21 protein-coding genes are annotated in these 23,048 nt (G+C 63.0%); 15 read left to right on the plus strand and 6 right to left on the minus strand.

Going from position 1 to position 23,048, the window contains the following annotated elements:
* The 10 genes from ON00_RS14785 (at position 1) to ON00_RS14830 (ending at position 10,215) form a co-directional block, all read left to right on the plus strand.
* Entirely contained in the window at positions 1–300 is a 300-nt protein-coding gene (locus ON00_RS14785; RefSeq protein ID WP_010407046.1) for a hypothetical protein, read from the plus strand.
* Positions 301–451: 151 nt separating this feature from the next.
* Entirely contained in the window at positions 452–1,414 is a 963-nt protein-coding gene (mdh, locus tag ON00_RS14790; protein ID WP_010407048.1) for a malate dehydrogenase, read from the plus strand.
* A gap of 53 nt (positions 1,415–1,467) precedes the next feature.
* Entirely contained in the window at positions 1,468–1,764 is a 297-nt protein-coding gene (locus ON00_RS14795) for a GIY-YIG nuclease family protein (protein ID WP_010407049.1), read from the plus strand.
* Positions 1,765–1,826: 62 nt separating this feature from the next.
* Positions 1,827–2,711 (plus strand): succinate--CoA ligase subunit alpha, encoded by an 885-nt coding sequence (sucD, locus tag ON00_RS14800; protein ID WP_010407050.1) that lies wholly within the window; start codon positions 1,827–1,829, stop codon positions 2,709–2,711.
* A gap of 213 nt (positions 2,712–2,924) precedes the next feature.
* On the plus strand, positions 2,925–5,855 hold the full coding sequence (locus tag ON00_RS14805) for a 2-oxoglutarate dehydrogenase E1 component (protein ID WP_010407053.1): 2,931 nt from the start codon (positions 2,925–2,927) through the stop codon (positions 5,853–5,855).
* 131 nt (positions 5,856–5,986) lie between these two features.
* The gene (gene odhB / locus ON00_RS14810; protein ID WP_010407055.1) at positions 5,987–7,213 is read left to right on the plus strand and encodes a 2-oxoglutarate dehydrogenase complex dihydrolipoyllysine-residue succinyltransferase; all 1,227 of its coding nucleotides are present in this window, start codon (positions 5,987–5,989) and stop codon (positions 7,211–7,213) included.
* Between the two features lie 14 nt (positions 7,214–7,227).
* Complete coding sequence (locus tag ON00_RS14815; protein ID WP_010407057.1) at positions 7,228–7,725, plus strand: DUF1877 family protein; 498 nt, start codon at positions 7,228–7,230, stop codon at positions 7,723–7,725.
* A gap of 22 nt (positions 7,726–7,747) precedes the next feature.
* Entirely contained in the window at positions 7,748–8,014 is a 267-nt protein-coding gene (locus ON00_RS14820; protein WP_029622945.1) for a DUF433 domain-containing protein, read from the plus strand.
* On the plus strand, positions 8,007–9,398 hold the full coding sequence (gene lpdA, locus ON00_RS14825; protein ID WP_010407062.1) for a dihydrolipoyl dehydrogenase: 1,392 nt from the start codon (positions 8,007–8,009) through the stop codon (positions 9,396–9,398). The genes ON00_RS14820 and lpdA overlap by 8 nt, the downstream gene beginning before the upstream one ends.
* 172 nt (positions 9,399–9,570) lie before the next feature.
* Entirely contained in the window at positions 9,571–10,215 is a 645-nt protein-coding gene (locus ON00_RS14830; protein WP_010407064.1) for a trimeric intracellular cation channel family protein, read from the plus strand.
* 6 nt (positions 10,216–10,221) lie between these two features.
* On the opposite strand, the gene ON00_RS19925 is transcribed toward ON00_RS14830, so the two are convergent.
* The 3 genes from ON00_RS19925 to ON00_RS14845 form a co-directional block, all read right to left on the minus strand.
* On the minus strand, positions 10,222–11,028 hold the full coding sequence (locus tag ON00_RS19925) for an energy transducer TonB (protein WP_010407067.1): 807 nt from the start codon (positions 11,026–11,028) through the stop codon (positions 10,222–10,224).
* 103 nt (positions 11,029–11,131) lie between these two features.
* Complete coding sequence (locus ON00_RS14840) at positions 11,132–11,950, minus strand: GIY-YIG nuclease family protein (protein ID WP_010407069.1); 819 nt, start codon at positions 11,948–11,950, stop codon at positions 11,132–11,134.
* On the minus strand, positions 11,937–13,151 hold the full coding sequence (locus tag ON00_RS14845; RefSeq protein ID WP_010407070.1) for a DNA cytosine methyltransferase: 1,215 nt from the start codon (positions 13,149–13,151) through the stop codon (positions 11,937–11,939). The genes ON00_RS14840 and ON00_RS14845 overlap by 14 nt, the downstream gene beginning before the upstream one ends.
* Before the next feature lie 58 nt (positions 13,152–13,209).
* Between ON00_RS14845 and uvrA the strand changes: the two genes are divergently transcribed.
* Positions 13,210–16,221, plus strand: a complete 3,012-nt coding sequence (gene uvrA, locus ON00_RS14850) for an excinuclease ABC subunit UvrA (RefSeq protein ID WP_010407071.1) — start codon at positions 13,210–13,212, stop codon at positions 16,219–16,221.
* Positions 16,222–16,436: 215 nt separating this feature from the next.
* Positions 16,437–17,897 (plus strand): hypothetical protein, encoded by a 1,461-nt coding sequence (locus ON00_RS20635; protein WP_154651344.1) that lies wholly within the window; start codon positions 16,437–16,439, stop codon positions 17,895–17,897.
* A 275-nt stretch (positions 17,898–18,172) separates the two neighbouring features.
* Here ON00_RS20635 and ON00_RS14855 read toward each other — a convergent pair whose 3' ends face one another.
* From ON00_RS14855 to ON00_RS14865, 3 genes are all read right to left on the minus strand, one after another.
* Positions 18,173–18,472, minus strand: a complete 300-nt coding sequence (locus ON00_RS14855) for a BrnA antitoxin family protein (protein ID WP_010407072.1) — start codon at positions 18,470–18,472, stop codon at positions 18,173–18,175.
* Positions 18,432–18,704 (minus strand): BrnT family toxin, encoded by a 273-nt coding sequence (locus ON00_RS14860; RefSeq protein WP_010407073.1) that lies wholly within the window; start codon positions 18,702–18,704, stop codon positions 18,432–18,434. The genes ON00_RS14855 and ON00_RS14860 overlap by 41 nt, the downstream gene beginning before the upstream one ends.
* A 101-nt stretch (positions 18,705–18,805) precedes the next feature.
* Complete coding sequence (locus ON00_RS14865; RefSeq protein WP_010407074.1) at positions 18,806–20,374, minus strand: oleate hydratase; 1,569 nt, start codon at positions 20,372–20,374, stop codon at positions 18,806–18,808.
* A gap of 162 nt (positions 20,375–20,536) precedes the next feature.
* Between ON00_RS14865 and ON00_RS14870 the strand changes: the two genes are divergently transcribed.
* From ON00_RS14870 to hslU, 3 genes are all read left to right on the plus strand, one after another.
* Positions 20,537–20,962, plus strand: a complete 426-nt coding sequence (locus tag ON00_RS14870; RefSeq protein WP_010407075.1) for a hypothetical protein — start codon at positions 20,537–20,539, stop codon at positions 20,960–20,962.
* A gap of 97 nt (positions 20,963–21,059) precedes the next feature.
* Positions 21,060–21,626: an ATP-dependent protease subunit HslV gene (hslV, locus tag ON00_RS14875; protein ID WP_029622946.1), complete on the plus strand. Its 567-nt coding sequence runs from the start codon at positions 21,060–21,062 to the stop codon at positions 21,624–21,626.
* Between the two features lie 98 nt (positions 21,627–21,724).
* Positions 21,725–23,020 carry an ATP-dependent protease ATPase subunit HslU gene (gene hslU, locus ON00_RS14880; RefSeq protein ID WP_010407081.1) on the plus strand — a complete coding sequence of 432 codons (1,296 nt, stop codon included), beginning with the start codon at positions 21,725–21,727 and terminating at the stop codon, positions 23,018–23,020.
* Positions 23,021–23,048 lie beyond the last annotated feature (28 nt).

A 23,048-nucleotide genomic window follows, 5' to 3' on the forward strand; every position in this document is an offset into this window, starting at 1 on the left:
ATGATGCTGCGCACCTTCGTGCTGGTCGCCGCCGCCTTGTTTTTGACAGCGGCGCTGATTGGCGTGGTGCTGGATCCGGGGACGTGGCCGACGGTCCTTACAGCCGGGCTGCTGGCGGGCGGCATTGCGTTTGAGCGCGTGCGCTACGGCGCGGTGCAGCGCGCGCCCGAAGGGCCGGACTGGCGCGAGACATCGGAGCGTTTCATCGACGATGTCTCGGGCAAGCCGGTGTCGGTATGGTTCGATGCGAAGACCGGTGAGCGGCGGTACGTGGCAATGGAGCAGCCGGATGCGGAATAATTGCACTTGCGAACCATGTGCAATAGGCCTTGACAAAGGCGTTGTGTTTCGGGTTGCCCCGCAGGGAAAACCGGCCTAAGCCGCGCGCGTTCAGGCCGAACGCGGCCGAGACAGGTCGGCCGCACGCGGCCACAGCGAAGAAGGACATTCGATGGCTCGCAAGAAGATCGCGCTGATCGGCGCCGGCAACATCGGCGGCACGCTCGCCCATCTCGCAGCACTGAAGGGTCTGGGCGATGTCGTCCTGTTCGACGTGGTCGAAGGCGTGCCGCAGGGCAAGGCGCTCGATCTCAGCCAGTGCTCGCCGGTCGAGGGCTTCGATGCCAAGATCACCGGCACCAATGATTACAAGGACATCGCAGGCGCGGACGTGATCATCGTCACCGCCGGTGTCGCGCGCAAGCCCGGCATGAGCCGTGACGATCTGCTCGGCATCAACCTCAAGGTGATGAAGGCCGTCGGCGAGGGTATCGCCGCCAACGCGCCCGACGCGTTCGTGATCTGCATCACCAACCCGCTTGATGCGATGGTGTGGGCGCTGCGCGAATTTTCGGGTCTGCCGCACAATAAGGTGGTCGGCATGGCCGGTGTGCTCGATTCGGCGCGCTTCAGCCACTTCCTCGCCGAGGAATTCCAGGTGTCGGTCAAGGATGTGACCAGCTTCGTGCTCGGCGGGCACGGCGACACCATGGTCCCGGTGATCCAATATTCGGCGGTTTCGGGCATCCCGGTTCCCGATCTGATCAAGATGGGCCGTTCGACCCAGGAAAAGATCGACGCGATCGTCAAGCGCACGCGCGGCGGTGGCGGCGAGATCGTTGCCCTGCTCAAGACCGGTTCGGCTTATTATGCGCCCGCCACCAGCGGCATCGCGATGGCGGAAGCCTATCTGTACGACCAGAAGCGCGTTCTTCCGGCTGCGGCGCACCTCACCGGCCAGTACGGCATCGACAATCTCTATGTCGGCGTGCCGGTGGTGATTGGTGCGGGCGGCGTCGAGCAGGTGGTTGAGATCGCGCTGGATGATGAAGCCAAGGGCAACCTTGCCGTGTCGGTCGACGCGGTCAAGGAACTGCTGGTCGCGTGCAAGGCTATCGATTCGAGCTTGAACTAAAGGGGTAGGCACCACCCCGGCGAACGCCGGGGCCCAGTCGTGGAAGGCTGGCTGTGAACGGGCACGCTTATGTCTACATCATGGCCAGTCAGCGCAACGGCACGATTTATCTGGGTTCGACGATAAATCTCGCCAAGCGCGCCTGGGAGCATCGCAACGGACTCGTTGACGGGTTCACAAAGCGGTACGGGTGCAAACTTCTCGTTTGGTACGAAGCCCGAGCCGATTGGGAAGATGCAAGGCAGCGCGAGCTGCAGATGAAGGAATGGAAGCGGCGCTGGAAAGTCGACGAGATCGAAGGGCTCAACCCGGATTGGGAAGATCTCTACGACCGGATCGCGCAGCCATGAGCCGAATCGCAACTGGGCCCCGGCGTTCGCCGGGGTGGAATTGAACGAAGAGCAGGACCCTTATGAGCATCCTCGTCGACAAGAACACCAAGGTTATCACCCAGGGCATGACCGGGGAGACCGGCAGCTTCCACACCAAGGCGGCGCTGGACTATGGCACGCAGATGGTGGGCGGCGTTACCCCCGGCAAGGGCGGCACGACGCACCTCGATCTGCCGGTGTATGACACCGTGGCCGAGGCGGTTGCCAAGACCGGCGCGACCGCGTCCGTCATCTACGTTCCGCCCCCCTTCGCGGCGGATTCGATCCTCGAGGCGATCGATGCGCAGGTTCCGCTGATCGTCACCATCACCGAGGGTATTCCGGTGCTCGACATGGTGCGTGTGAAGCGCGCGCTGTCGGGGTCCAAGTCGCGGCTGATCGGCCCGAACTGCCCGGGCGTGCTGACGCCCGGCGAGTGCAAGATCGGCATCATGCCCGGCAGCATTTTCCGTCAGGGTTCGGTCGGGGTTGTCAGCCGTTCGGGCACGCTTACCTATGAAGCGGTGTTCCAGACGTCGAATGCAGGCCTTGGCCAGACGACCGCGGTCGGTATCGGTGGCGATCCGGTCAACGGCACCAACTTCATCGACGTGCTCGAGTTGTTCCTCGCCGATGAGGCGACCAAGTCGATCATCATGATCGGCGAAATCGGCGGCTCGGCCGAAGAAGAAGCGGCGCAGTTCCTGATCGACGAGGCCAAGCGCGGCCGCAAAAAGCCGATGGCCGGCTTTATTGCGGGCCGCACGGCGCCTCCGGGCCGCCGCATGGGCCATGCCGGTGCTATAGTAAGTGGCGGGCAGGGCGGTGCCGAAGACAAGATCGCGGCGATGGAAGCTGCCGGGATCCGTGTCGCGGACTCGCCCAGCGAACTCGGCACCACCTTGTTGGCGGTGTTGAACGGTTGATTGAACTCTCCCTCTCCCCGGATGGGGAGAGGGTACCGAAGCTTGGCAGCGTGCTGCCTAGCGAAGGTGGGGAGAGGGGCGATGTGGCCCTCGGGGCCACGCGGTCGCGAGCGACCGCACACCCCTCTCCCAGCTACGACTAGGGCCGCGTGAAGTACGCGACCCAAGTCTTCGCATCCCTCTCCCCTCGGAGAGGGGCGAGGGAGAAGAAGAATGGGTTTCGAAGGCCAGGATTTCGCGGATGTGGCGGGCAGCGTAAGCCCCGCTTTTATCGAATCGCTGTATACACGTTTCAAGACGTCGCCCGACAGTGTCGAGCCCTCCTGGCGGTCCTGGTTCGAAGGGCTGGAAGGCAGCGCGGGCAGCGCCTCGTGGCAGCAGGCGAATTGGCCGCTCTCCTCGACCGATGACCTCACCTCGGCGCTCGATCCGACCCAGATGGAGCCCGCGCCCAAGCCGTCCAAGGGCAAGCCTGCCGCTGCCGCCGCGCCCGCCGCCCCGTCACAGGACGCGATCCTGCGCGCGGCGAGCGACTCGATCCGCGCGATGCTGCTGATCCGCACCTACCGTGTGCGCGGCCATCTGGCCGCCAATCTCGATCCGCTCGGCCTGTCCAAGCGTGAGATGCCCGATGATCTGAAGACCGAATATCACGGCTTTTCCGACGCCGATATCGATCGTCCGGTCTATCTCGGCGGCACGATGGGGCTGCAATGGGCCACGGTGCGCGAGCTCGTCGATATCCTGCGTGCCAATTACTGCGGCAATGTCGGCCTTGAATATATGCACATCGCCGATGTCGAGGAGCGCCGCTTCCTGCAGGAACGCATGGAAGGCAAGGACAAGGCGATCGAGTTCACCGATCTCGGCAAGAAGGCGATCCTCAACAAGGTGATCGAGGCCGAGCAGTGGGAACGCTTCTGCGGCAAGAAATATGTCGGGACCAAGCGTTTCGGGCTCGACGGCGGCGAGAGCATGATCCCGGCACTCGAATCGGTCATCAAATATGGTGGCCAGTTCGGCGTGCGTGAGATCGTGTTCGGCATGGCGCATCGCGGGCGTCTGAATGTGCTGACCAACGTGATGGCCAAGCCGTTCCGCATCATTTTCCACGAATTTGGCGGCGGTTCGGACAATCCCGATGACGTCGCCGGTTCGGGCGACGTGAAATATCACCTCGGCACCTCGACCGACCGCGAGTTTGACGGGATCAGCGTGCATATGTCGCTGGTCGCCAACCCGTCGCACCTGGAGGCCGAAGATCCGGTCGTGCTCGGCAAGACCCGCGCGATCCAGACCATCGCCAACGACCTGACCGAGCACAAAGCGTCGCTCCCCGTGCTGATCCACGGCGATGCGGCGTTTGCGGGCCAGGGCATCGTGTGGGAGTGTCTCGGCTTCTCCGGCATCCGTGGCTACAATACTGGCGGTTGCATCCACTTCGTCATCAACAACCAGATCGGCTTCACGACCAGCCCGCAATATGCGCGCAGCTCGCCCTATCCGAGCGATGTCGCCAAGGGCGTGCAGGCCCCGATCTTCCACGTCAACGGCGATGATCCCGAGGCGGTGACCTTCGCCACCAAGATGGCGATCGAGTTCCGCCAGCGCTTCCACCGCGACATCGTGATCGACATGTGGTGCTATCGCCGCTTCGGGCATAACGAAGGTGATGAGCCGGGCTTCACCCAGCCGCTGATGTACAAGGCGATCAAGGATCACCCGCCGGTCAGCGAAATCTACGGCCAGAAGCTGATCGCGCAGAAGGTGATCGACCGCGCCTGGATCGACGACAATATTCAACAGTTCACCACGCTGCTCGAGGGCGAGTTCGAGGCAGGGGCGAGCTACAAGCCCAATAAGGCGGACTGGTTTGCCGGGCGCTGGTCGGGGCTGCACGCACCCGCCGATGCCGAGACTGCGCGGCGCAACGTCAACACCGGCATCGAGCAGAAACTGTTCGATTCGCTCGGTCGCACGCTGACCACGATCCCCGAGGGGCTGACCGTCCACAAGACGCTCAACCGCGTGCTCGATGCCAAGCGCGAGATGTTCAAGTCGGGCCGCAATTTCGACTGGGCGACGGGCGAAGCGCTGGCGTTCGGGTCGCTGCTGTCGGAAGGCTATGGCGTGCGTCTGTCGGGCCAGGATTCGGGGCGCGGCACCTTCTCGCAGCGGCATGCGGTGTGGGTCGACCAGACCGACGAGCATAAGTATCGTCCGCTCGAGACGATCCCGCACGGCCGCTTCGAAGTGCTCGATAGCCCCTTGAGCGAATATGGCGTGCTCGGCTTCGAATATGGCTATGCGCTGGCCGACCCCAAGACGCTGGTGATGTGGGAGGCGCAGTTCGGCGACTTCATGAACGGCGCGCAGATCATGATCGACCAGTTCATCGCGAGCGGCGAGGCCAAGTGGCTGCGCGCCAACGGCTTGGTGATGCTGCTGCCGCACGGTTATGAAGGGCAGGGGCCTGAGCATAGCTCGGCGCGCGTCGAGCGCTTCCTGCAATTGTGCGCGCAGGACAATATGCAGGTCGCCAATTGCACCACGCCGGCCAACTATTTCCACTTGCTACGTCGGCAAATGCACCGGTCGTTCCGCAAGCCGTTGGTGATCTTCACGCCCAAGTCGCTGCTGCGTCACAAGCTCGCGGTTTCGCAGACCGAGGACTTCCTCGGCGACAGCCACTTCATGCGCATCCTCAGTGACCCTTCCGCTCCGGCGGATGTCGATGTGAAGCGCCTGGTCCTGTGCACCGGCAAGGTCGCGTATGACCTGATAGAAGCGCGCGATGCGGCTGGCGATACCAACACCGCGATCGTCCGGGTCGAACAGCTGTATCCCTTCCCGGGCGAGCCGCTGGTTGAGCGTCTGAAGAAGATGCCCAATCTCGAGACGGTCGTCTGGGCGCAGGAAGAGCCGAAGAATAACGGTGCGTGGAGCTTCGTCGATCCGTTTATCGAGGAGTGTCTGGTCGAAGCAGGCGTGCGCTCGACGCGCGCGCGCTATGCCGGGCGGGCCGCTTCGGCTTCGCCCGCCACCGGGCTGATGAAGCGCCACCAGACCGAGCAGGCGGCGCTCGTCGCCGATGCGCTGGGGCACAGCGTTCGCGAAGAAATTCGGCGGACGCGTAAGGTTTGATGGAGTGTCTCGCTACCACCCCGGCGAAAGCCGGGGTGGTAGCGAGAGGTAGGTAATTTCGCGCGGCGCTTGATGATCGAGCGTTGCGCAACTGGGCCCCGGCCTCCGCCGGGGTGGAAAAAGAGGCGGATATGGCAACCGAAGTCACAGTACCGGTACTCGGCGAATCGATCACCGAAGCGACGCTCGGCGAATGGCTCAAGCAGCCTGGCGACAAGGTCGCGGTCGACGAGCCGATCGCGAGCCTCGAAACCGACAAGGTTTCGGTCGAAGTCCCCTCGCCGGTGGCGGGCGTGATGGGCCAGCATGCGGTGCAGGTCGGCGATACCGTGCTCGTCGGCGCGATGATCGCGACGATCGAGGCGGGTGACGGCGCGCCTGCGGTTGCGGCCGCGCCACAACCGGCCGTGCTCGAATCTCCGGCGGCGACCGCCGGGCAGCAGGCCCCGGCCGCGCCGAGCGATACCCCCGCCGCGCTCAGCCCGTCGGTGCGCCGCGCGGTGCTGGAACACGGTGTCGATCCCGCGACCGTCAAGGGCACCGGTAAGGACGGCCGCCTGACCAAGGACGATGTCGTTGCCGCCGCCGCAACCCCCGCCGCAGCCCCCGCGCCGAGCGAGCCGCTCCCGGTCGCCTCGTCTGTTGCCGCCGCTACGGGCCGCAAGGAAGAGCGCGTGCGGATGACGCGCCTGCGCCAGACGATCGCCAAGCGACTGAAGGAAGCGCAGAACACCGCCGCCTTGCTGACGACCTTTAACGACGTCGACATGAGCGCCGTGATCGCAGCGCGCGCCAAATATAAGGATCTGTTCGAGAAGAAGCATGGCGTCCGCCTTGGCTTCATGGGCTTCTTCGTGAAGGCGGCGTGCCTCGCTCTGAAGGACATCCCCAGCGTCAACGCCTCGATCGAGGGCGATGAGATCGTCTATCACGATTATGCCGACATCTCGGTCGCGGTGTCGTCGCCGGGCGGGCTCGTCGTGCCGGTGGTGCGCGATGCCGACCAGATGTCGGTTGCTGAAGTCGAAAAGACGATCGGCGATTTCGGCAAGCGCGCCAAGGACGGCACGCTCAAAATGGACGAGATGAAGGGCGGTACCTTCACCATCTCGAATGGCGGCGTGTTCGGCTCGCTGATGTCGACCCCGATCATCAACCCGCCCCAGGCCGCCGTGCTCGGCCTGCACCGCATCGAGGACCGCCCGGTCGTCGTCAACGGCGAGATCGTGATCCGCCCGATGATGTATCTGGCGCTCAGCTACGATCACCGTTTGATCGATGGTCGCGAAGCGGTGACGTTCCTCGTCGCGCTGAAAAATGCTATCGAGGATCCTACCCGGATTTTGATCGACCTATAAGGGGGGGCGCTGCAATGGGGATGGTGATGTACCTGCGGCGGGCAAGCCCGTCGGACATCGCGGCGTTACGGCGCGACCCCAGCGAAGTGCAGAAATTTGCTTTCGAGGACGGTGATGTCGAAGCCGATCTGATCGAATTCGACAAAGCCTGGCATGCGCTTCACTTCATGCTGACCGGTGCGGCATATGACAGCCACAGCCCGCTCGGCATCATCGCCGATATTGGCGAAGCGGTTAGCCAGGATGTGGACGGGCTGGATGAATTCTGGATCATCAGCCCCGAGGAGATGCAAGCCTTTGACACGGCGTTTCGCCAGATCGATGATGCTGCCTTGTCGGGCCGATATGATAATGCGGCGATGCTAGAGAGCGATATCTATCTGGCCGATGCCTTCGCCGACGACGGCGACGAGTTGGCGCTCGAATATATTCTGCAGGGCGTTCCCGCCTTGCGACGGCTTTCCGCTGCTTGCGCGGCGGCTGGCGACGGCGCGGTCCGTATCTTGGCCTGAAGTAGCGAACGGCGAACGGCAAATGGCAAAGACACCCGAGCACCGAACCCCATGGGACGGTATCATCGTCACAGACGAAAGTGTCTGCATGGGCAAGGTCCGCATCGTCGGCACACGACTGTATTTGGATCACCTGCTTGGACTCATTGAAGGCGGTTACAGCCTTGACGATATTCTAGCAGACTATCCCCATCTTACCCGCGCCCAGCTCCAAGCAATGCTGGGTTTCACGCGCGATCTGGTTGCGGCAAAACGCAACCGACTGAAAGGCGAACACCACCATGGCTGACTATGATTACGACGTCCTCATCATCGGTTCCGGCCCCGGCGGCTATGTCGCGGCGATCCGCGCGGCGCAGCTGGGCCTCCGCACCGCGTGCGTCGAGAGCCGCGAGACGCTGGGCGGCACCTGCCTCAACGTCGGCTGCATCCCCTCCAAGGCGATGCTGCATGCGTCGGAATATTTCGATGCCGCCGCCAATGGCACGATGGCCAAGATGGGCATCAAGGTCACGCCCGAGCTCGATTTGCCCGCGATGCACGCGCAGCGCATCGACGCCGTCACGCAACTGACCGGCGGCATCGCCTTCCTGTTCAAGAAAAACAAAGTGACGTGGCTGAAGGGTCGCGGCGCGTTCGTCGATGCGCACACCGTGCAGGTCGGCGAGCAGACCGTTACCGCCAAAGACATCGTGATCGCGACCGGTTCCTCGGTCACCCCGCTGCCGGGCGTGACGGTCGACCAGAAGGTCGTGGTCGATTCGACCGGTGCGCTCGAACTGGCCAAGGTGCCCGAGCATCTCGTCGTGATCGGTGGCGGCGTGATTGGGCTTGAGCTGGGCAGCGTGTGGCGGCGGCTGGGGGCCAAGGTCACCTGCATCGAATATCTCGACCAGATCCTGCCGGGCTTCGATGGCGACATCCGCAAGGAAGCCAATAAGATCTTCCGCAAGCAAGGCATCGAATTCAAGCTCTCGACCAAGGTCACCGGCGTTTCGGTGAGCGGCGACACCGCCAGCATCACGGTCGAACCCGCCGCGGGGGGTGCCGCCGAGACGATCACGGCGGATTGCGTGCTGGTCGCGATCGGCCGCCGTCCCAATACCGACGGCCTGGCGCTCGAAAAGGCGGGTCTTGCCACCAACGCACGCGGCCAGATCGACACCGATCACCGCTTCCAGACCAGCGTCCCCGGCATCTGGGCGATCGGCGATGTCATCCCCGGCCCGATGCTCGCGCACAAGGCTGAGGATGAGGGCATTGCCGTTGCCGAGAATATCGGCGGGCTGACCGGCATCGTGAACCACGATGTCATCCCGAGCGTGGTCTACACCTGGCCCGAAATCGCTGGGGTCGGCCTGACCGAGGAAGCGGCCAAGGCCAAAGGCGAGATCAAGGTCGGCAAGTTCCCGATGGCGGGCAACAGCCGCGCCAAGACCAATCACGAGCCCGACGGCTTCGTGAAGATCATCGCCGATGCCAAATCGGACCGCGTAATCGGCGTCTGGGCGATCGCGGTGCCCGCAGGCACGATGATCGCCGAGGCGGCTTTGGGCATGGAAATGGGCGCGACCAGCGAGGACATCGCCTACACCTGCCATGCTCATCCGACGCATAGCGAGGCGATCAAGGAAGCGGCGATGGCGGTACGCGGGAAGGCGATCCACGTCTGAGACGCGGCGGCTAAGGCTTTAGCGTCAGCTAAAGCCGCGCGGCCGAGCCGCGTCCGGCCGGCGCGGCTACAGCCGCGACCGACGGCATGGGCTTTGCCCATGCCGCGCCACCTCTGCGACACGCCCCGCCCCAGCATTCATTTCCTCGCGCAAGCGCGCTACAGGAGTGCGGATGCTCCCGCTCGCCCCCTGGCAATTCGGCTCGATCCTGCCGTGGCTCGATTTGTTCGGGATCGCCGTGTTCGCCATTACCGGTGCGCTGGCGGCGGCGGGGCGCGGGCAGACCTTCGTCACCGCCGCCTTCTTCGCGCTGATCACCGGGGTTGGCGGCGGGTCGGTGCGCGATCTGTTGATCGGTGCGCCGGTCTTTTGGGTGCATGATCCGCTGGTTGCCGCCATTTGCCTCGCGGTGGCGGTCTTGGTGTGGACGACACCGCGCGGCTGGTGGCAGGGCGCGCACGCGCCGACCTCGGCGCTCGATTGGCTCGATGGCGTAGGGCTAGCCGCTTATGCCGTGTTCGGTGCGGCCAAGGCGCTGGCCTTCGGCATCCCGCCCGTGCCTGCGGCACTGATGGGGGTGGTGACGGCGTGCGTCGGCGGTATCATCCGCGACGTGCTGGCGGGCGAACCGTCGATCCTGATGCGGCCCGAACTCTATGTCACCGCAGCCGCGCTGGCGGCGGGGCTGCACGTCGCGCTGGTCGAACTGGGCATATCGCCGACGGTCGCGGCGGGCGTGGCAGCAAGCTGTGGCTTCGCGCTGCGCGCGGCGGCGATCCGGTGGCGGTTGGGGCTGCCGGCTTATGGGGCGAAATAGCTGCCGTTAGGGAAGACGCCATACGACTTTGTGCATCGCGTGCGCTGTTGCAGGTTTTCCGTCACGGTCGATGACCGCGGCATATCTTCCCTTCTTTTTGAAAGCGCGACAGGCGGTGTCGTCCAGAGGTTTTGATCCGCTGGATTGGACGATGCGACAATCGCCAATCAGGCCGTTCGGCTGGATCGTCCATACGATCACGGAGGTGCCCTCCGAATGCGATGCCATCGCTTCGGAGGGATAGTCGTCGGTGCTGAGCCACGTCGCAACCTCGGTGCGCGGTTTGGGCGTCGGAACGCGGTCGCGTTCGGTGGGGTCGATGCCCCAGCTCTTCAGCAAATCGTCCTGGCAGGCCCTCAGCGCCGCTGCCGCGCCCGGCATGCCGGGCACCGCGAAGCTCTTTCGGGTTCCGTCGGCCAACGCGATCGATATGCTGGTCGAGCGCAGTAACTTCGCCGCGATATCGCCTTCGGCGTTCAAGGTGGTGAGGGTGTTGTTTCTGGCGGCGATGCCATAAACGGTAACCTCGCTCTGAAAGGTTTCACCCGACGGCTGCAGCGTCAGCGTACCCTTCAATTTCTGGTAGCGTTTCGCGGGGATGCCCGGCGATACCGTGATGACTTCAAGCGTGTCGCCGAGCGGAAAGGGATTGAACCCGATGGATGTGACTGCGGGCACCGTTCCATAATCCCGCGACAGGATGCAGCCAGCATTGGCATAGTCGACGGTCCACTTACCGCTTGGGACCAGCGGAGCGTCCGTCGATGTCGCGAGAACCTGCCCCAACAGCGCCACAATCGCGATCGTCTTCATGAATGGCCCCCAGCATCTTCTTTTTTCGGATTTTAGCGGTTCGTTGCCGCTGGGCAACCGATCGTTCGCCGTTACGCGCGCATGCGTTGCTTGGCGCGGCGGATTACGCCGCCTCCCCGCCATCCATGTCATGGTCCGTCGGCTCGTCCGCGTCGCGTTGCTCGACCGCCGCTTCGCCGCCGAGCGCCGCGAAGCGTTCGTTCGCCAGCCATGCCAGTCGATCGGCCTGCGTCGCCAACGCACGCCGCAGCCCGGCCTGCACGTCGCGTCCGGCGATGATCTGCGCCAGCCTGGCGATGGTTTGCGCGCGCCGCGCGATCCGGACATCGGGGTGTTGGCGAAGCTTGAGCACGTCGGGGCTGACGATCTCGCCCTCGATCGCGGGCGGCAAAGCGCATAACGGAACGTCGGGCGGATCCTTTTCGTTCAGGATGCGGCCGAAATCGCTTTCGCTGACGAGCTTTACGAACACGCTGCGTTCCAGCGCGTTGAGGTGGTCTGCCGCGGCTCGCGCAGCGGGCACGCGTTTCGGATCGCCCTTCACGTCCTGATATTCGGGCAGCAGCCAGACCTTGATCGTACGCACTTCGAATGGATCGAGCACCGACATCGCCACCGCATCGGTCCGCTGGTTGGTCAAATGCCGCCCGATCCGCCCGCCCACGGTTTCGCGCGTCTGGCCGACATAGATCGGCTCCCCATCATAATCGAAAAAGGCGTAGACGCCCCATTTCACCGCCCCGACCGAAATCGAGACCCCAGCTTTCGTCGTGGGGGCCTGGTCGAAGAAATCGGAGAGTTTCTGCCGCTTGAACTGCTCAAGCGCGCGGCGCAGCTCGATCGTCTCATCGGGGGCACTTTTGGTGTCGATGTCGGCGACCCGACGCCGGGTCGGCGATCGCGGTTCCTTAAGCAGAGGCAAGGGCGATCCCCGATTGCGTCAGCGCAGGTTCCAGCACCCATTCCGCAATGTGGCGCACGACCGGAACGACCACGCCATCGCCCGTCAAATGATAGGCATCGTTATAGCGCTCGGGCAGGCGATACGCTTCGGGCAGCCCCATCAGCCGCGCGGTTTCGCGAGCAGAGATGAGCCGCGTGCGCACCTTGCCACGCTCGACCACCAGGATCGTCTGGCGGCTGGATCCGCCACCCGGCGTGCGCAGGCAGCCCGCCAGATCGAAGCGAACCTCGGCGCGCTGCACCTTCTTGCCGCCTTCGAACCGCGTGCGCTTGTAGACCGCACCAATCGCCCGCCGGGCATTGCCCGCGACCAGATCAACCTTCGCCCGGTTCCCCTTGCTCATCATCGCCAGCAGCTTCTTTGTGTCAGCAGCGCTGTGCCACGCGACATCGCCGGGGTGATCCTCGATGACATCAATGAGGCGTGCCTGGCGCGGGGCCGGGGCCGGGGCGGTGAACCACAGCCATTGCGCGCGCAGCTTTTCCGGCAGCGCGGCCTGCGCCTGTCGCAGCCGCTCGGGATGCCAGCGATCGACCGCCCACGGGCTGAAGACGCGGGCGGGCATCTCCACGTCGCGATCGAGCGCGATGACGAACAGGCGCGGGCGCGACTGCGGCACGAAATGCTGTGCGTCGATCACCATCGCGCCCAGCCAATAGCCGGCGTCTCCCACCGTCTGGCACAGCGCGGCGAAATCTGCGCCGTTCCGCGATGTCAGCAGCCCGCAGACGTTTTCCAGTACGATCGCGCGCGGCTTGCGACCCTGTTTGCTCAAATCCCGGATCAACTTCCAAAACGGCCAGAACGCGCCCGAGCGTGCGCCCGTCAGCCCGGCTCCGGCCCCGGCGAGTGAAAGGTCCTGGCACGGGAAGGACGCCCATACCAAATCCGCCTGGCCGGGCAATTGGCCGAGGGTTACCTCGCCCACATCGCCAAGCCACAGCTCGTTCGTGCCCCAATTGTCGGCATAGGCCTTGGCCTTTTTGGGGTCGAAATCATTGGCGAACAGGCATTGCCACGTTCCGCCCAGCCCCGCGCGGGCCATTCCGCCGCCTGCGAAAAATTCGTAAAAGCCGGGCCGTTCGTTCATCGATTCACCATGCCCGATCGCTTGCCCGGTGCAAGCCCCCTGCTTGTCGATGCCGACTGGCGACGCCATGTTGGGTTTTGCCCGATTGCCATTTGCCTTTCAAGAACAAATCTGGAACACGTCCTTCATGCTGACTCATATTTCGGTGCGCGGCGCGCGCGAGCACAACCTTAAGGACGTGAGCGTGGACATTCCGCGCGATACGCTGACGGTCATCACCGGCCTGTCGGGATCGGGCAAATCGAGCCTCGCCTTCGACACCATCTATGCCGAGGGGCAGCGGCGTTATGTCGAGTCCCTCAGCGCCTATGCGCGCCAGTTCCTCGAGCTGATGCAAAAGCCCGATGTCGACCATATCGAGGGCCTGTCGCCTGCGATCAGCATCGAGCAGAAGACCACCAGCCGCAACCCGCGCTCGACTGTGGCGACCGTCACCGAGATTTACGATTATATGCGCTTGCTGTGGGCGCGCGTCGGCATTCCCTATTCGCCCGCGACCGGCCTGCCGATTGCGGCGCAGACCGTCAGCCAGATGGTCGACCGGGTGATGGCGCTGCCCGAGGGCACGCGGCTGTACCTGCTCGCGCCGGTCGTGCGCGGGCGCAAGGGCGAGTATAAGAAGGAACTGCTCGAATGGCAGAAAGCGGGCTTCACCCGCGTCCGCATCGACGGCGAGATTTATGAAATCGACGAAGCGCCCGCGATCGACAAGAAACTGAAGCATGACATTGAGGTGGTGGTCGACCGCCTCGTCGTCGGCCCCGACATGGCGACGCGACTGGCCGAGAGCTTCGAGGCGGCGCTGAAGCTGGCCGAGGGGCTGGCCTATGTCGATTTGGTGGACACAACGGTGGCGGCGCTTTCTGCTCCCCTCCCGCTTGCGGGAGGGGCTGGGGGAGGGGCTGTTAAAGAGGCGCGCCAATCATTTTCAGGCGATATGCCCTCCCCCAACCCCTCCCGCGAGCGGGAGGGGAGCCTTGGCGGCGCAATGAAAGGTGCGGGCATCCCCGCCAACCGCATCGTGTTCAGCGAGAAATTCGCCTGCCCCGTCTCGGGCTTCACCATCGCCGAGATCGAGCCGCGCCTCTTCTCCTTCAACGCCCCCCAAGGCGCATGCCCGGCGTGCGATGGGCTGGGCGAAAAGCTGCTGTTCGACGAGGACCTTGTCGTCCCCAACCATGCGCTCAGCATCAAGAAGGGCGCGGTCGTGCCCTGGGCGAAGTCCAACCCGCCAAGCCCCTATTACATGCAGGTGCTGGGCAGCCTGGCGCGCGAATTCGGCTTCAGCCTGGATACGCCGTGGGAGGATCTGCCGGGCGAGGTGAAGCTCATCATCCTGCACGGCACCGGCGGCAAGCCGGTGACACTGACCTTCATCGACGGCAAGAAGTCGTATGACGTGAAGAAGCCGTTCGAGGGCGTGATCGGCAACCTCAACCGCCGCATGCTCTCGACCGAAAGCGCGTGGATGCGAGAGGAACTCGCCAAATACCAAAGCTCCGCCGCGTGCGAAGTGTGCGGCGGTGCGCGGCTCAAGCCGGAGGCGCTTGCGGTCAAGATCGGCATGCGCGACATTTCCAGCGTCACCCGCCTGTCGGTGGTCGATGCGCTCGCTTGGTTCGAATCCGTCCCCGCCGACCTCACCGACCAGCAACGCGCGATCGCCGAGCGCATCCTCAAGGAAATCCTCGAGCGCCTGGGCTTCCTCAACAATGTCGGGCTCGATTATCTCAACTTGGATCGCACCAGCGGCACGCTGTCGGGCGGGGAATCGCAGCGCATCCGCCTCGCCAGCCAGATCGGCAGCGGGCTGTCGGGCGTGCTCTATGTGCTCGACGAGCCCAGCATCGGCCTGCACCAGCGCGACAATGACATGCTGCTGAAAACGCTGCGGCGCCTGCGCGACCTCGGCAACACCGTGCTGGTGGTCGAGCATGACGAGGATGCGATCCGCACCGCCGATTATGTCATCGACATGGGGCCGGGGGCTGGCGTCCATGGCGGCGCGATCGTCGCGCAGGGCACGTTCGAGGAAGTGCTCGCCAACCCCAACAGCATCACCGCCGATTATCTGTCGGGCCGGCGCGAGGTCGCGGTGCCGACCACCCGGCGCAAGGGCAATGGCAAGAAACTGACCGTCCACAACGCCACCGCCAACAATCTGAAGGGCGTGACGGCCAGCCTGCCGCTCGGCACCTTTACGTGCATCACCGGGGTCAGCGGCAGCGGCAAATCGAGCTTCACGATCGACACGCTCTATGCCTCCGCCGCGCGCGCGCTCAACGGCGCGCGGGTGCTGGCGGGCAAGCATGACAAGATCACCGGCCTGCAATATCTCGACAAGGTCATCGATATCGACCAGTCGCCGATCGGCCGCACCCCGCGCAGCAACCCCGCCACCTATACCGGTGCCTTCACCCAGATCCGCGACTGGTTCGCAGGGCTGCCCGAGGCGCAGGCGCGCGGCTACAAGCCCGGCCGCTTCAGCTTCAACGTCAAGGGCGGGCGCTGCGAGGCGTGCCAGGGTGACGGGCTGCTCAAGATCGAAATGCACTTCCTGCCCGATGTCTATGTGACGTGCGACGTGTGCCACGGCGCGCGCTACAATCGCGAGACGCTGGAGGTGAAGTTCAAGGGCAAGTCGATCGCCGACGTGCTCGACATGACGGTCGAGGATGCGGTCGAATTCTTCAAGGCGGTGCCGCCGATCCGCGACAAGATGGCGATGCTCGCCGAAGTGGGCCTCGGTTACGTCAAGGTCGGCCAGCAAGCGACGACGCTGTCGGGCGGCGAGGCGCAGCGCGTGAAACTCGCCAAGGAACTGTCGCGCCGCGCGACCGGGCAGACGCTATACATCTTGGACGAGCCGACCACCGGGCTGCATTTCGAGGACGTGCGCAAGCTGCTGGAGGTGCTGCACCAACTGGTCGAGCAGGGGAATACGGTCGTGGTGATCGAGCATAACCTCGATGTGATCAAGACCGCGGATTGGGTGCTCGACCTGGGGCCGGAGGGCGGCGTGAAGGGCGGGGAGATTGTGGCGCAGGGGACGCCTGAGGTTGTGGCGAAGGCGGCGGGCTCGTTTACCGGCAAATACCTCGCCCCGCTCTTGAGCCGTCCCGGCGCAACGGTTGCATGACGACGACGCAGTCGTGGTGGCCGACCGCCAAACACTCCATGACGGCAACGACAGGCGGGCCTAGGGTTTCGTAGCTTTCAGAACCGATATCAGTTAGAAAAATTTCGCACTTGCGTTGCCTTACTCTGCCAGAGCTATTCTTTCTTGCATATCTAACGCATGATCCACAAAATGTGCCATCTATGTAACAACGATAAATGCACATTGGGGATGTCATGCAGGTCTCGAAAGCGCTCAATTTAGGCAAGACTCAACCTGAGCTCGATTTCGTAGACATCGACCTTTCGACCGATACGCCGCTGTTTCTGGACCCCGCGGCCTTCTATGAAGGACAGGGTAGATTTGCGGAAGATTGCTCGCGCGATATTGAAACGTTCTTTGAGGCGGTTTTGCACGCAGCCGGAGAAGGCGATCATGAGTTGGGCGTCCGCCTATTGAGGGGCCTTAAGGAACCGGACGAAATTCAGTTTGGATTTTCCGTTGGTCCACCTCGCGGACGAGGCGTCGGAGAATTTCAAGCAGAGCAGATATTTGAAGCAATACTAAGAAGTAAAGCTATTAAGTCAGGACTTATTCGTGATCTAAATGACGCACTCATTTTTGTGCCGGGAATCGGGCCTGACAAAGTCTCTGATATAACCACAAATATCGTACGACGACATTTGATCGAATATACCCAGAACCAATTTGCTCTTTACGGCATAGAGATAAATACCCTTATGCCAACAGGCTTGATTTGGGATTCGGTGTCTGCCGATTGGACTGATGGTTATGACTATATTCCTGTCATCAACGATCAAAAATTTCTATTGGTCCCTAAGCGTTTTGTTAAATATGCGTACGATTTTACTAAGGCAGGGCAGCGCTACTATACCGGATATGTAGCGAACTTTATTCGTCAGCGTGAACTTACATCCATGGGAAGGCTCGTGCGGTTCAGAGAGTCCAAAAATGGGCTTAAGACTCCTCATGTTTATAATGAGGATATTCATCGAGAGGTTCCGCGCGACAAAAATAGCGTTGCCGATTTTTCTATGAAACATCCGGAAATATATGAGCGCTTTAAAAATGCGTTCTTTAAGTTTAGTCCGATGAGCGTCAATGCGATATTAGCCGCTCAAAAAGAAAACTTCCATGAAATTGAATATGGAAAGCATATCGTCAAAGCTTTATCGTCAATTCCTTCCGGTGATAGATCTGCGTCTGATTTTCAGTCTTTGGTTGTCGGAATAATCCACTTCATTCTTTACCCGCAAATATCAAATCCTGTGCTTGAGAGGTCAATAAACGACAAAAGGAAACGAATAGATATATCGTTTGATAATACATCACAGTCTGGAGTGTTCAGTCGTATTAGACAAGACCCGTTTATGATGGGTCGCGAGATTATGATCGAATGCAAGAACTATACGCATGATCTAAAAAATCCAGAGATTGACCAACTCATTGGTCGATTTGATCCCCGTAGAGGGCGGTTTGGAATAATCGTTTGCCGAAATATAACCGATCGAAAGACGATGGTTGCACGTTGTGCGGATGCTTTTAAATCACAACAAGGCGTTATTGTGGTGCTAACAGATGCTGATTTAGAAGAGGTTCTGTTGGCGGGGCCACTTGGCCGAGCGACGAGGATCGACGAAATTATTCAAGGACAGCTGCGTGACTTGTTGGCGTAAGGAAGTGCGCGGTTAAAACGCGATTCGGGTAATTTGCTGGGCGAAGCTTTCACTCCGTCCGCCCCACAACCCGCATCCCCCGCCCAGCCTAAGTCCCAACACGCGCCCGCACCCGCAAGAACAGCCAATCGGGGATCGCGTCATAAAAGCGCGTGCCGTCGTCCAGCATGCGCACGTCCGGCCCCGGCCAGCGGAAGCCGACCTCCCGGCTCAACCCAGCGCCGCCAGCGTCATGCGCAAAAGGTGCGGCGATCCGGGCTGACGGTCAAAATCGCCTACAGTCCCGCCGCCTTGCGCAGCGCGGCGTTCATCCGCCCCTGCCAGCCCGGCCCATCGGCGCGGAAGCGCTCGATCACGTCGGGGTCGAGCCGCAGCGTCACCTGGCGCTTGGCCACATCGCGCTGCGGCGGGCGGCCGCGCACGACGCCGTTCGGGCCGAGATAGCCCGTCGCCGGACGGATCACTTTTCCGCTGATCGAGAATTCGGCCACGTCGAACATCTCGTCGGTCCATTCCGGCGCGTCGTCTGCCGGATCAAGCGAGACGGCTGCGATAGCGGGTTTGTTCTCGGTCATTGGCCTTCCTCATCGAAATCACGCGCCGCCCCCGTTCGGCCACTGTCCAGATCACCACGACCATGCGGTCGTCCAGCAAGCCGATCGTGGAATATCGCCGCTCCGGATAGGCGAAGCGTTGGTCCTCGGTTTCGTAGACCGGCCCCTCGAACACCGTCGCGGCGTCTGCAAAGTCCAGCCCGCGCTCTTGTAGCGTCAGATCGCGCTTGGCGGGGTCGAAGCTGATCTCCACGCTCGCCTTTATGTAACTACACAACGCGCGGAGTCAAGCGAAGGGCCGCGCCTCGCGGCACGGCCCTAACTCAACCCTGAAGGGGGAGCTTTGCCCACCTGCTACCGGTGCAGCGTCCTAATCGCATCGACGATCACTTGCGGGCTGTGCAGCCCCTTATACACCGGCGGCGGGGTGCGATCGAGCTTGAGCAGCGTGTACACCGCCGTCATCGCGCAGCGCACCGAATATTCCACGGTGAACACCACGTCGTCGGGCTGCTCGGCATATTGGCCGAGAAAGGCGAGGTTGGTCGATCCCGCGGGCACCACCTTGGGCCGGTCTTTGCCGGTGCGCACCATGAACTGGCTGGTGATATAGGGCATCGCGCAGGGGATGCAGGTCGATGCCGCCATCACCGCCGCCTGGTCGGCTGCGCTGAAGTGCAGATGGCCGAGCACTTCCTCCAGGATTTCGGCCCCCGTGCAATCGACCATGCGCTTCTTGACGTAATCGCCGACGCGATCGTGGAACAGGCCGTACCCCCACCACACCGACACGCCCTCGGGCTGATCGGCGAAGAACGGCTGGTGATAGATGGACAGCGTGATCAGCCAGCTCGACTCCTTGAAGGTGATCAGCCCGCCGGTACCGGGGGCGCTGCCGCTGAAGCGTTCCATCAATTGCAGGAACAGCGGGTCCTTGACCGTGACGGTGTAGGAAATCCACGAGCTTTCCGCGATATTGCCGTTGAAGGTGGCGGGGTTGCCGAAGGCGGGGCGGCCTTGCGCCAGCTTTTCCCAGAGTTTCCACGCGCCCGAATGGTTGCTGGTGTCGAGGCCGGGGGCCTTGGTCATCGATCCGAACGCCTTGTCCGCGGTCATCGATCCGTTGGTGACGAACACGCAGTCGCCGGGCGCGACCGGGATCGCTTCGGGTCCGTGATCGGTGAGCGTGGCGATGCTGGTGACGGTGATCGCCTCGCCGCTCGCAAAGCCCAGATCCTCGACGCGCACGCCGAAGCGGAACTGCACCCCGCGTTCCTTCAGCCAGTTCACGATCGGCACGGCGAAGCTGTCATATTGGTTGAGCAGGCTGCGATAGATGCCCTCCTGCGTGTCGATCGTCGAGAAATGGTGGACGAAGCGCTGGAGGTAGCGCTTGAACTCGATCGCGCTGTGCCACGGTTCGAAGGCGAACAACGTGCACCATTCGAACCAGAAATTGCTCTGGAAGAAATGCGGCTGGAAACAATCGACGATGCGCTTGCCGTCGAGCAGATGCTCGGGCTCGGCCATGATCTTGACCAGGTCGATGCGGTCGCGCTCGGTAAAGCCCATGGTGTGGAAATCGGGGATGCTGCCGTCGCGGTTCACCAGCCGCACCTTGTTGTGCCACGGCCACTCAGCATTGGCGCGGTCGGTCTCCTCGCGCACCGAGATGCTCGGGTCGCTGGCCGAGGGGATCGAATCGAGCAGGTCGAAGGTGCATTGATACATCGCCTCGAACATGCGGCTGCCGCTCATGAAATAGCCGTTCTCGGCATCGCCATGCGCATCGAACGCACCGCCGAACTGGTGGCTTTCCTCCAGGATCACGATGTCCTTGCCGGCAACTTGGCCGTCCCGGATCAGGAAAACTGCACCGGCGAGCGAGGCGATGCCGCTGCCGACGAAAGTATAGGTGCTCATGGAGGCGATCCTTTTCTAGCTGTCGGAGCGCGGTCTATCAGCGGCCCTGCGCGGGCGAGGAGCCTCGGAAACTACGCAGAGGGCGGGCATGAAAGGGCCGGTTCGCAACCTTTCCGGGCGCGGCGCATTTCGTCTTTACAGAATAACTGGAGGAGTTCCGAAATGCGCGCATTCACGCTCGGCTTGATCGCCGCGTCGACCCTGGTTGCCGGTTGCACCGAATATGGTGACGGGCCGCGCCGCGGCTATGGCAATGGCGGTTATTCGCAATATGATTATGACCGGCCCGACCCTGCCTATAACGGCTATGACGCGTCGCGTTATTACCGCCAGGATGAGCGCCGCTATCAGGAACGCCGCCTGAGCTCGAACGATCGCGTCTATCGCGGCAGCGACGGGCGTTATTATTGCCGCCGCAATGACGGGACGACCGGCTTGATCGTCGGCGGTGTCGCCGGTGGTGCGCTGGGTGCGGCGATCGCGCCGGGCGGTTCGGGCGTGCTGGGCGCGCTGCTCGGCGGCGTTGGTGGTGCGCTGGCCGGACAGGCGATCGACAAGAGCGACAATCGCGACGTGCGCTGCCGCTGATGTGATGTGGCCGGGCGAGGGGGTGCTCTCGCCCGGCTTCCGCAAACTTATATGGGCCGGATTGCGCAGCCGTAATCCGCATCCCATATCGCTGCACATGAGCGATAACCCAATGGTGTGGCACGGCACCACGATCCTGTCCGTGCGCAAGAATGGCCGCGTCGTCGTCGCCGGAGATGGCCAGGTGACGCAGGGCCAGACCGTCATGAAACCCAATGCGAAGAAGGTCCGCCGCCTGGGCGACGGATCGGTGATCGGCGGCTTTGCAGGGGCCACCGCCGATGCCTTCACGCTGTTCGAGCGGCTCGAGCGCAAGCTGGAGCAGCATCACGGGGCTTTGCTGCGCAGCGCCGTCGAACTGGCCAAGGACTGGCGCACCGACAAATATCTGCGCAATCTGGAAGCGATGATGATCGTCGCCGACAAGGACGTGACGCTGATCCTGACCGGCAATGGCGATGTGCTGGAGCCTGAGGCGAGCCCCAACGGCACCGTCGCCGCGATCGGTTCTGGCGGCAATTACGCACTGTCCGCCGCGCGCGCGCTGGTCGATTACGAAGCCGATGCCGAGACGATCTGCCGCAAGGCAATGGCGATCGCGGCGGAGGTGTGCGTCTACACCAACGACCGGCTGACCGTGGAGAGCCTGGAGGCATCTGCCTGATGCGCGTCGCCCCGGCGGAGGCCGGGGCCGCTAGCTTATAGCACGCGCCTTTATGTTGTAGCGGCCCCGGCCTCCGCCGGGGCGACGGAACCTTTCCAATGAACGAAGCCCTTACCCCCAAAGCCATTGTCGCCGCGCTCGATGCGCACATCATCGGCCAGGCCGACGCCAAGCGCGCGGTTGCGGTCGCGATGCGCAATCGCTGGCGGCGCCAGCAGCTCAGCCCCGAGCTGCGCGACGAAGTGAGCCCGAAAAACATCCTGATGATCGGGCCGACGGGCTGCGGCAAGACCGAGATCAGCCGCCGTCTCGCCAAGCTGGCCGATGCGCCGTTCATCAAGGTCGAGGCGACCAAGTTCACCGAGGTCGGCTATGTCGGCCGCGACGTCGAACAGATTGCGCGCGATCTGGTCGAAGAGGCGATCCGGCTGGAGAAGGAACGCCGCCGCGCTGCGGTGAAGGACAAGGCCGAAGAGGCCGCGATGGGCCGCCTGCTCGACGCGCTGACCGGCAAGGGCGCAAGCGAGGCGACGCGCGAGGCGTTCCGCCAGCGGCTGCACGATGGCCATCTGCGCGAGACCGAGATCGAGATCGAGCTCGAAGCGCAGCCCAATATGCCGTTCGAGCTGCCCGGCGGCGGCGCGCAGATGATCAACCTGTCCGAGATGATGGGCAAGGCCTTCGGCGGTGGCCAGTTGAAGCGCCGCAAGCTGACCGTGCCCGCCGCGTGGGACAAGCTCGTCGAGGAAGAGGCCGACAAGCGTCTCGACCAGGATGAGGTCAGCCGCGTGGCGCTGGCCGATGCCGAGGCAAATGGCATCGTCTTCCTCGACGAAATCGACAAGATCGCGGTCAGCGACGTGCGCGGCGGCTCGGTGAGCCGCGAGGGCGTGCAGCGCGATTTGCTGCCGCTGATCGAGGGCACCACGGTCGCGACCAAATATGGGCCGATGAAGACCGACCATATCCTGTTCATCGCCAGCGGCGCGTTCCACGTCGCCAAGCCGAGCGACTTGCTGCCCGAGCTACAAGGCCGCTTGCCGATCCGCGTCGAGCTGAAGGCGCTGACCGAGGACGATTTCGTCGCGATCCTGAGCGACACCAAGGCCTCGCTGACGCAGCAATATGTCGCGCTGATCGCGACCGAGAATGTCGGCGTGGAATTCACCGAAGACGGTATCCGCGCGGTCGCGCGGATTGCGGCGGAAGTGAATGGCGAGATCGAGAATATCGGGGCGCGGCGCTTGCAGACGGTGATGGAAAAGCTGCTCGAAGACGTCAGCTTCAACGCCGAGGATCGCGGCGGGGAGACGGTGGTGGTCGATGCCGCTTATGTCGAAACGCATTTGGCGAGCATCGCGCGCAACACCGATCTCAGCCGGTTCGTGCTGTAAAAGGGGGGAGGGTGCCCGCACCCTCCCC

The sequence above is a fragment of the Sphingomonas echinoides ATCC 14820 genome, assembly GCF_000241465.1.
In the GTDB taxonomy this organism is placed as follows: Bacteria; Pseudomonadota; Alphaproteobacteria; order Sphingomonadales; family Sphingomonadaceae; genus Sphingomonas; species Sphingomonas echinoides.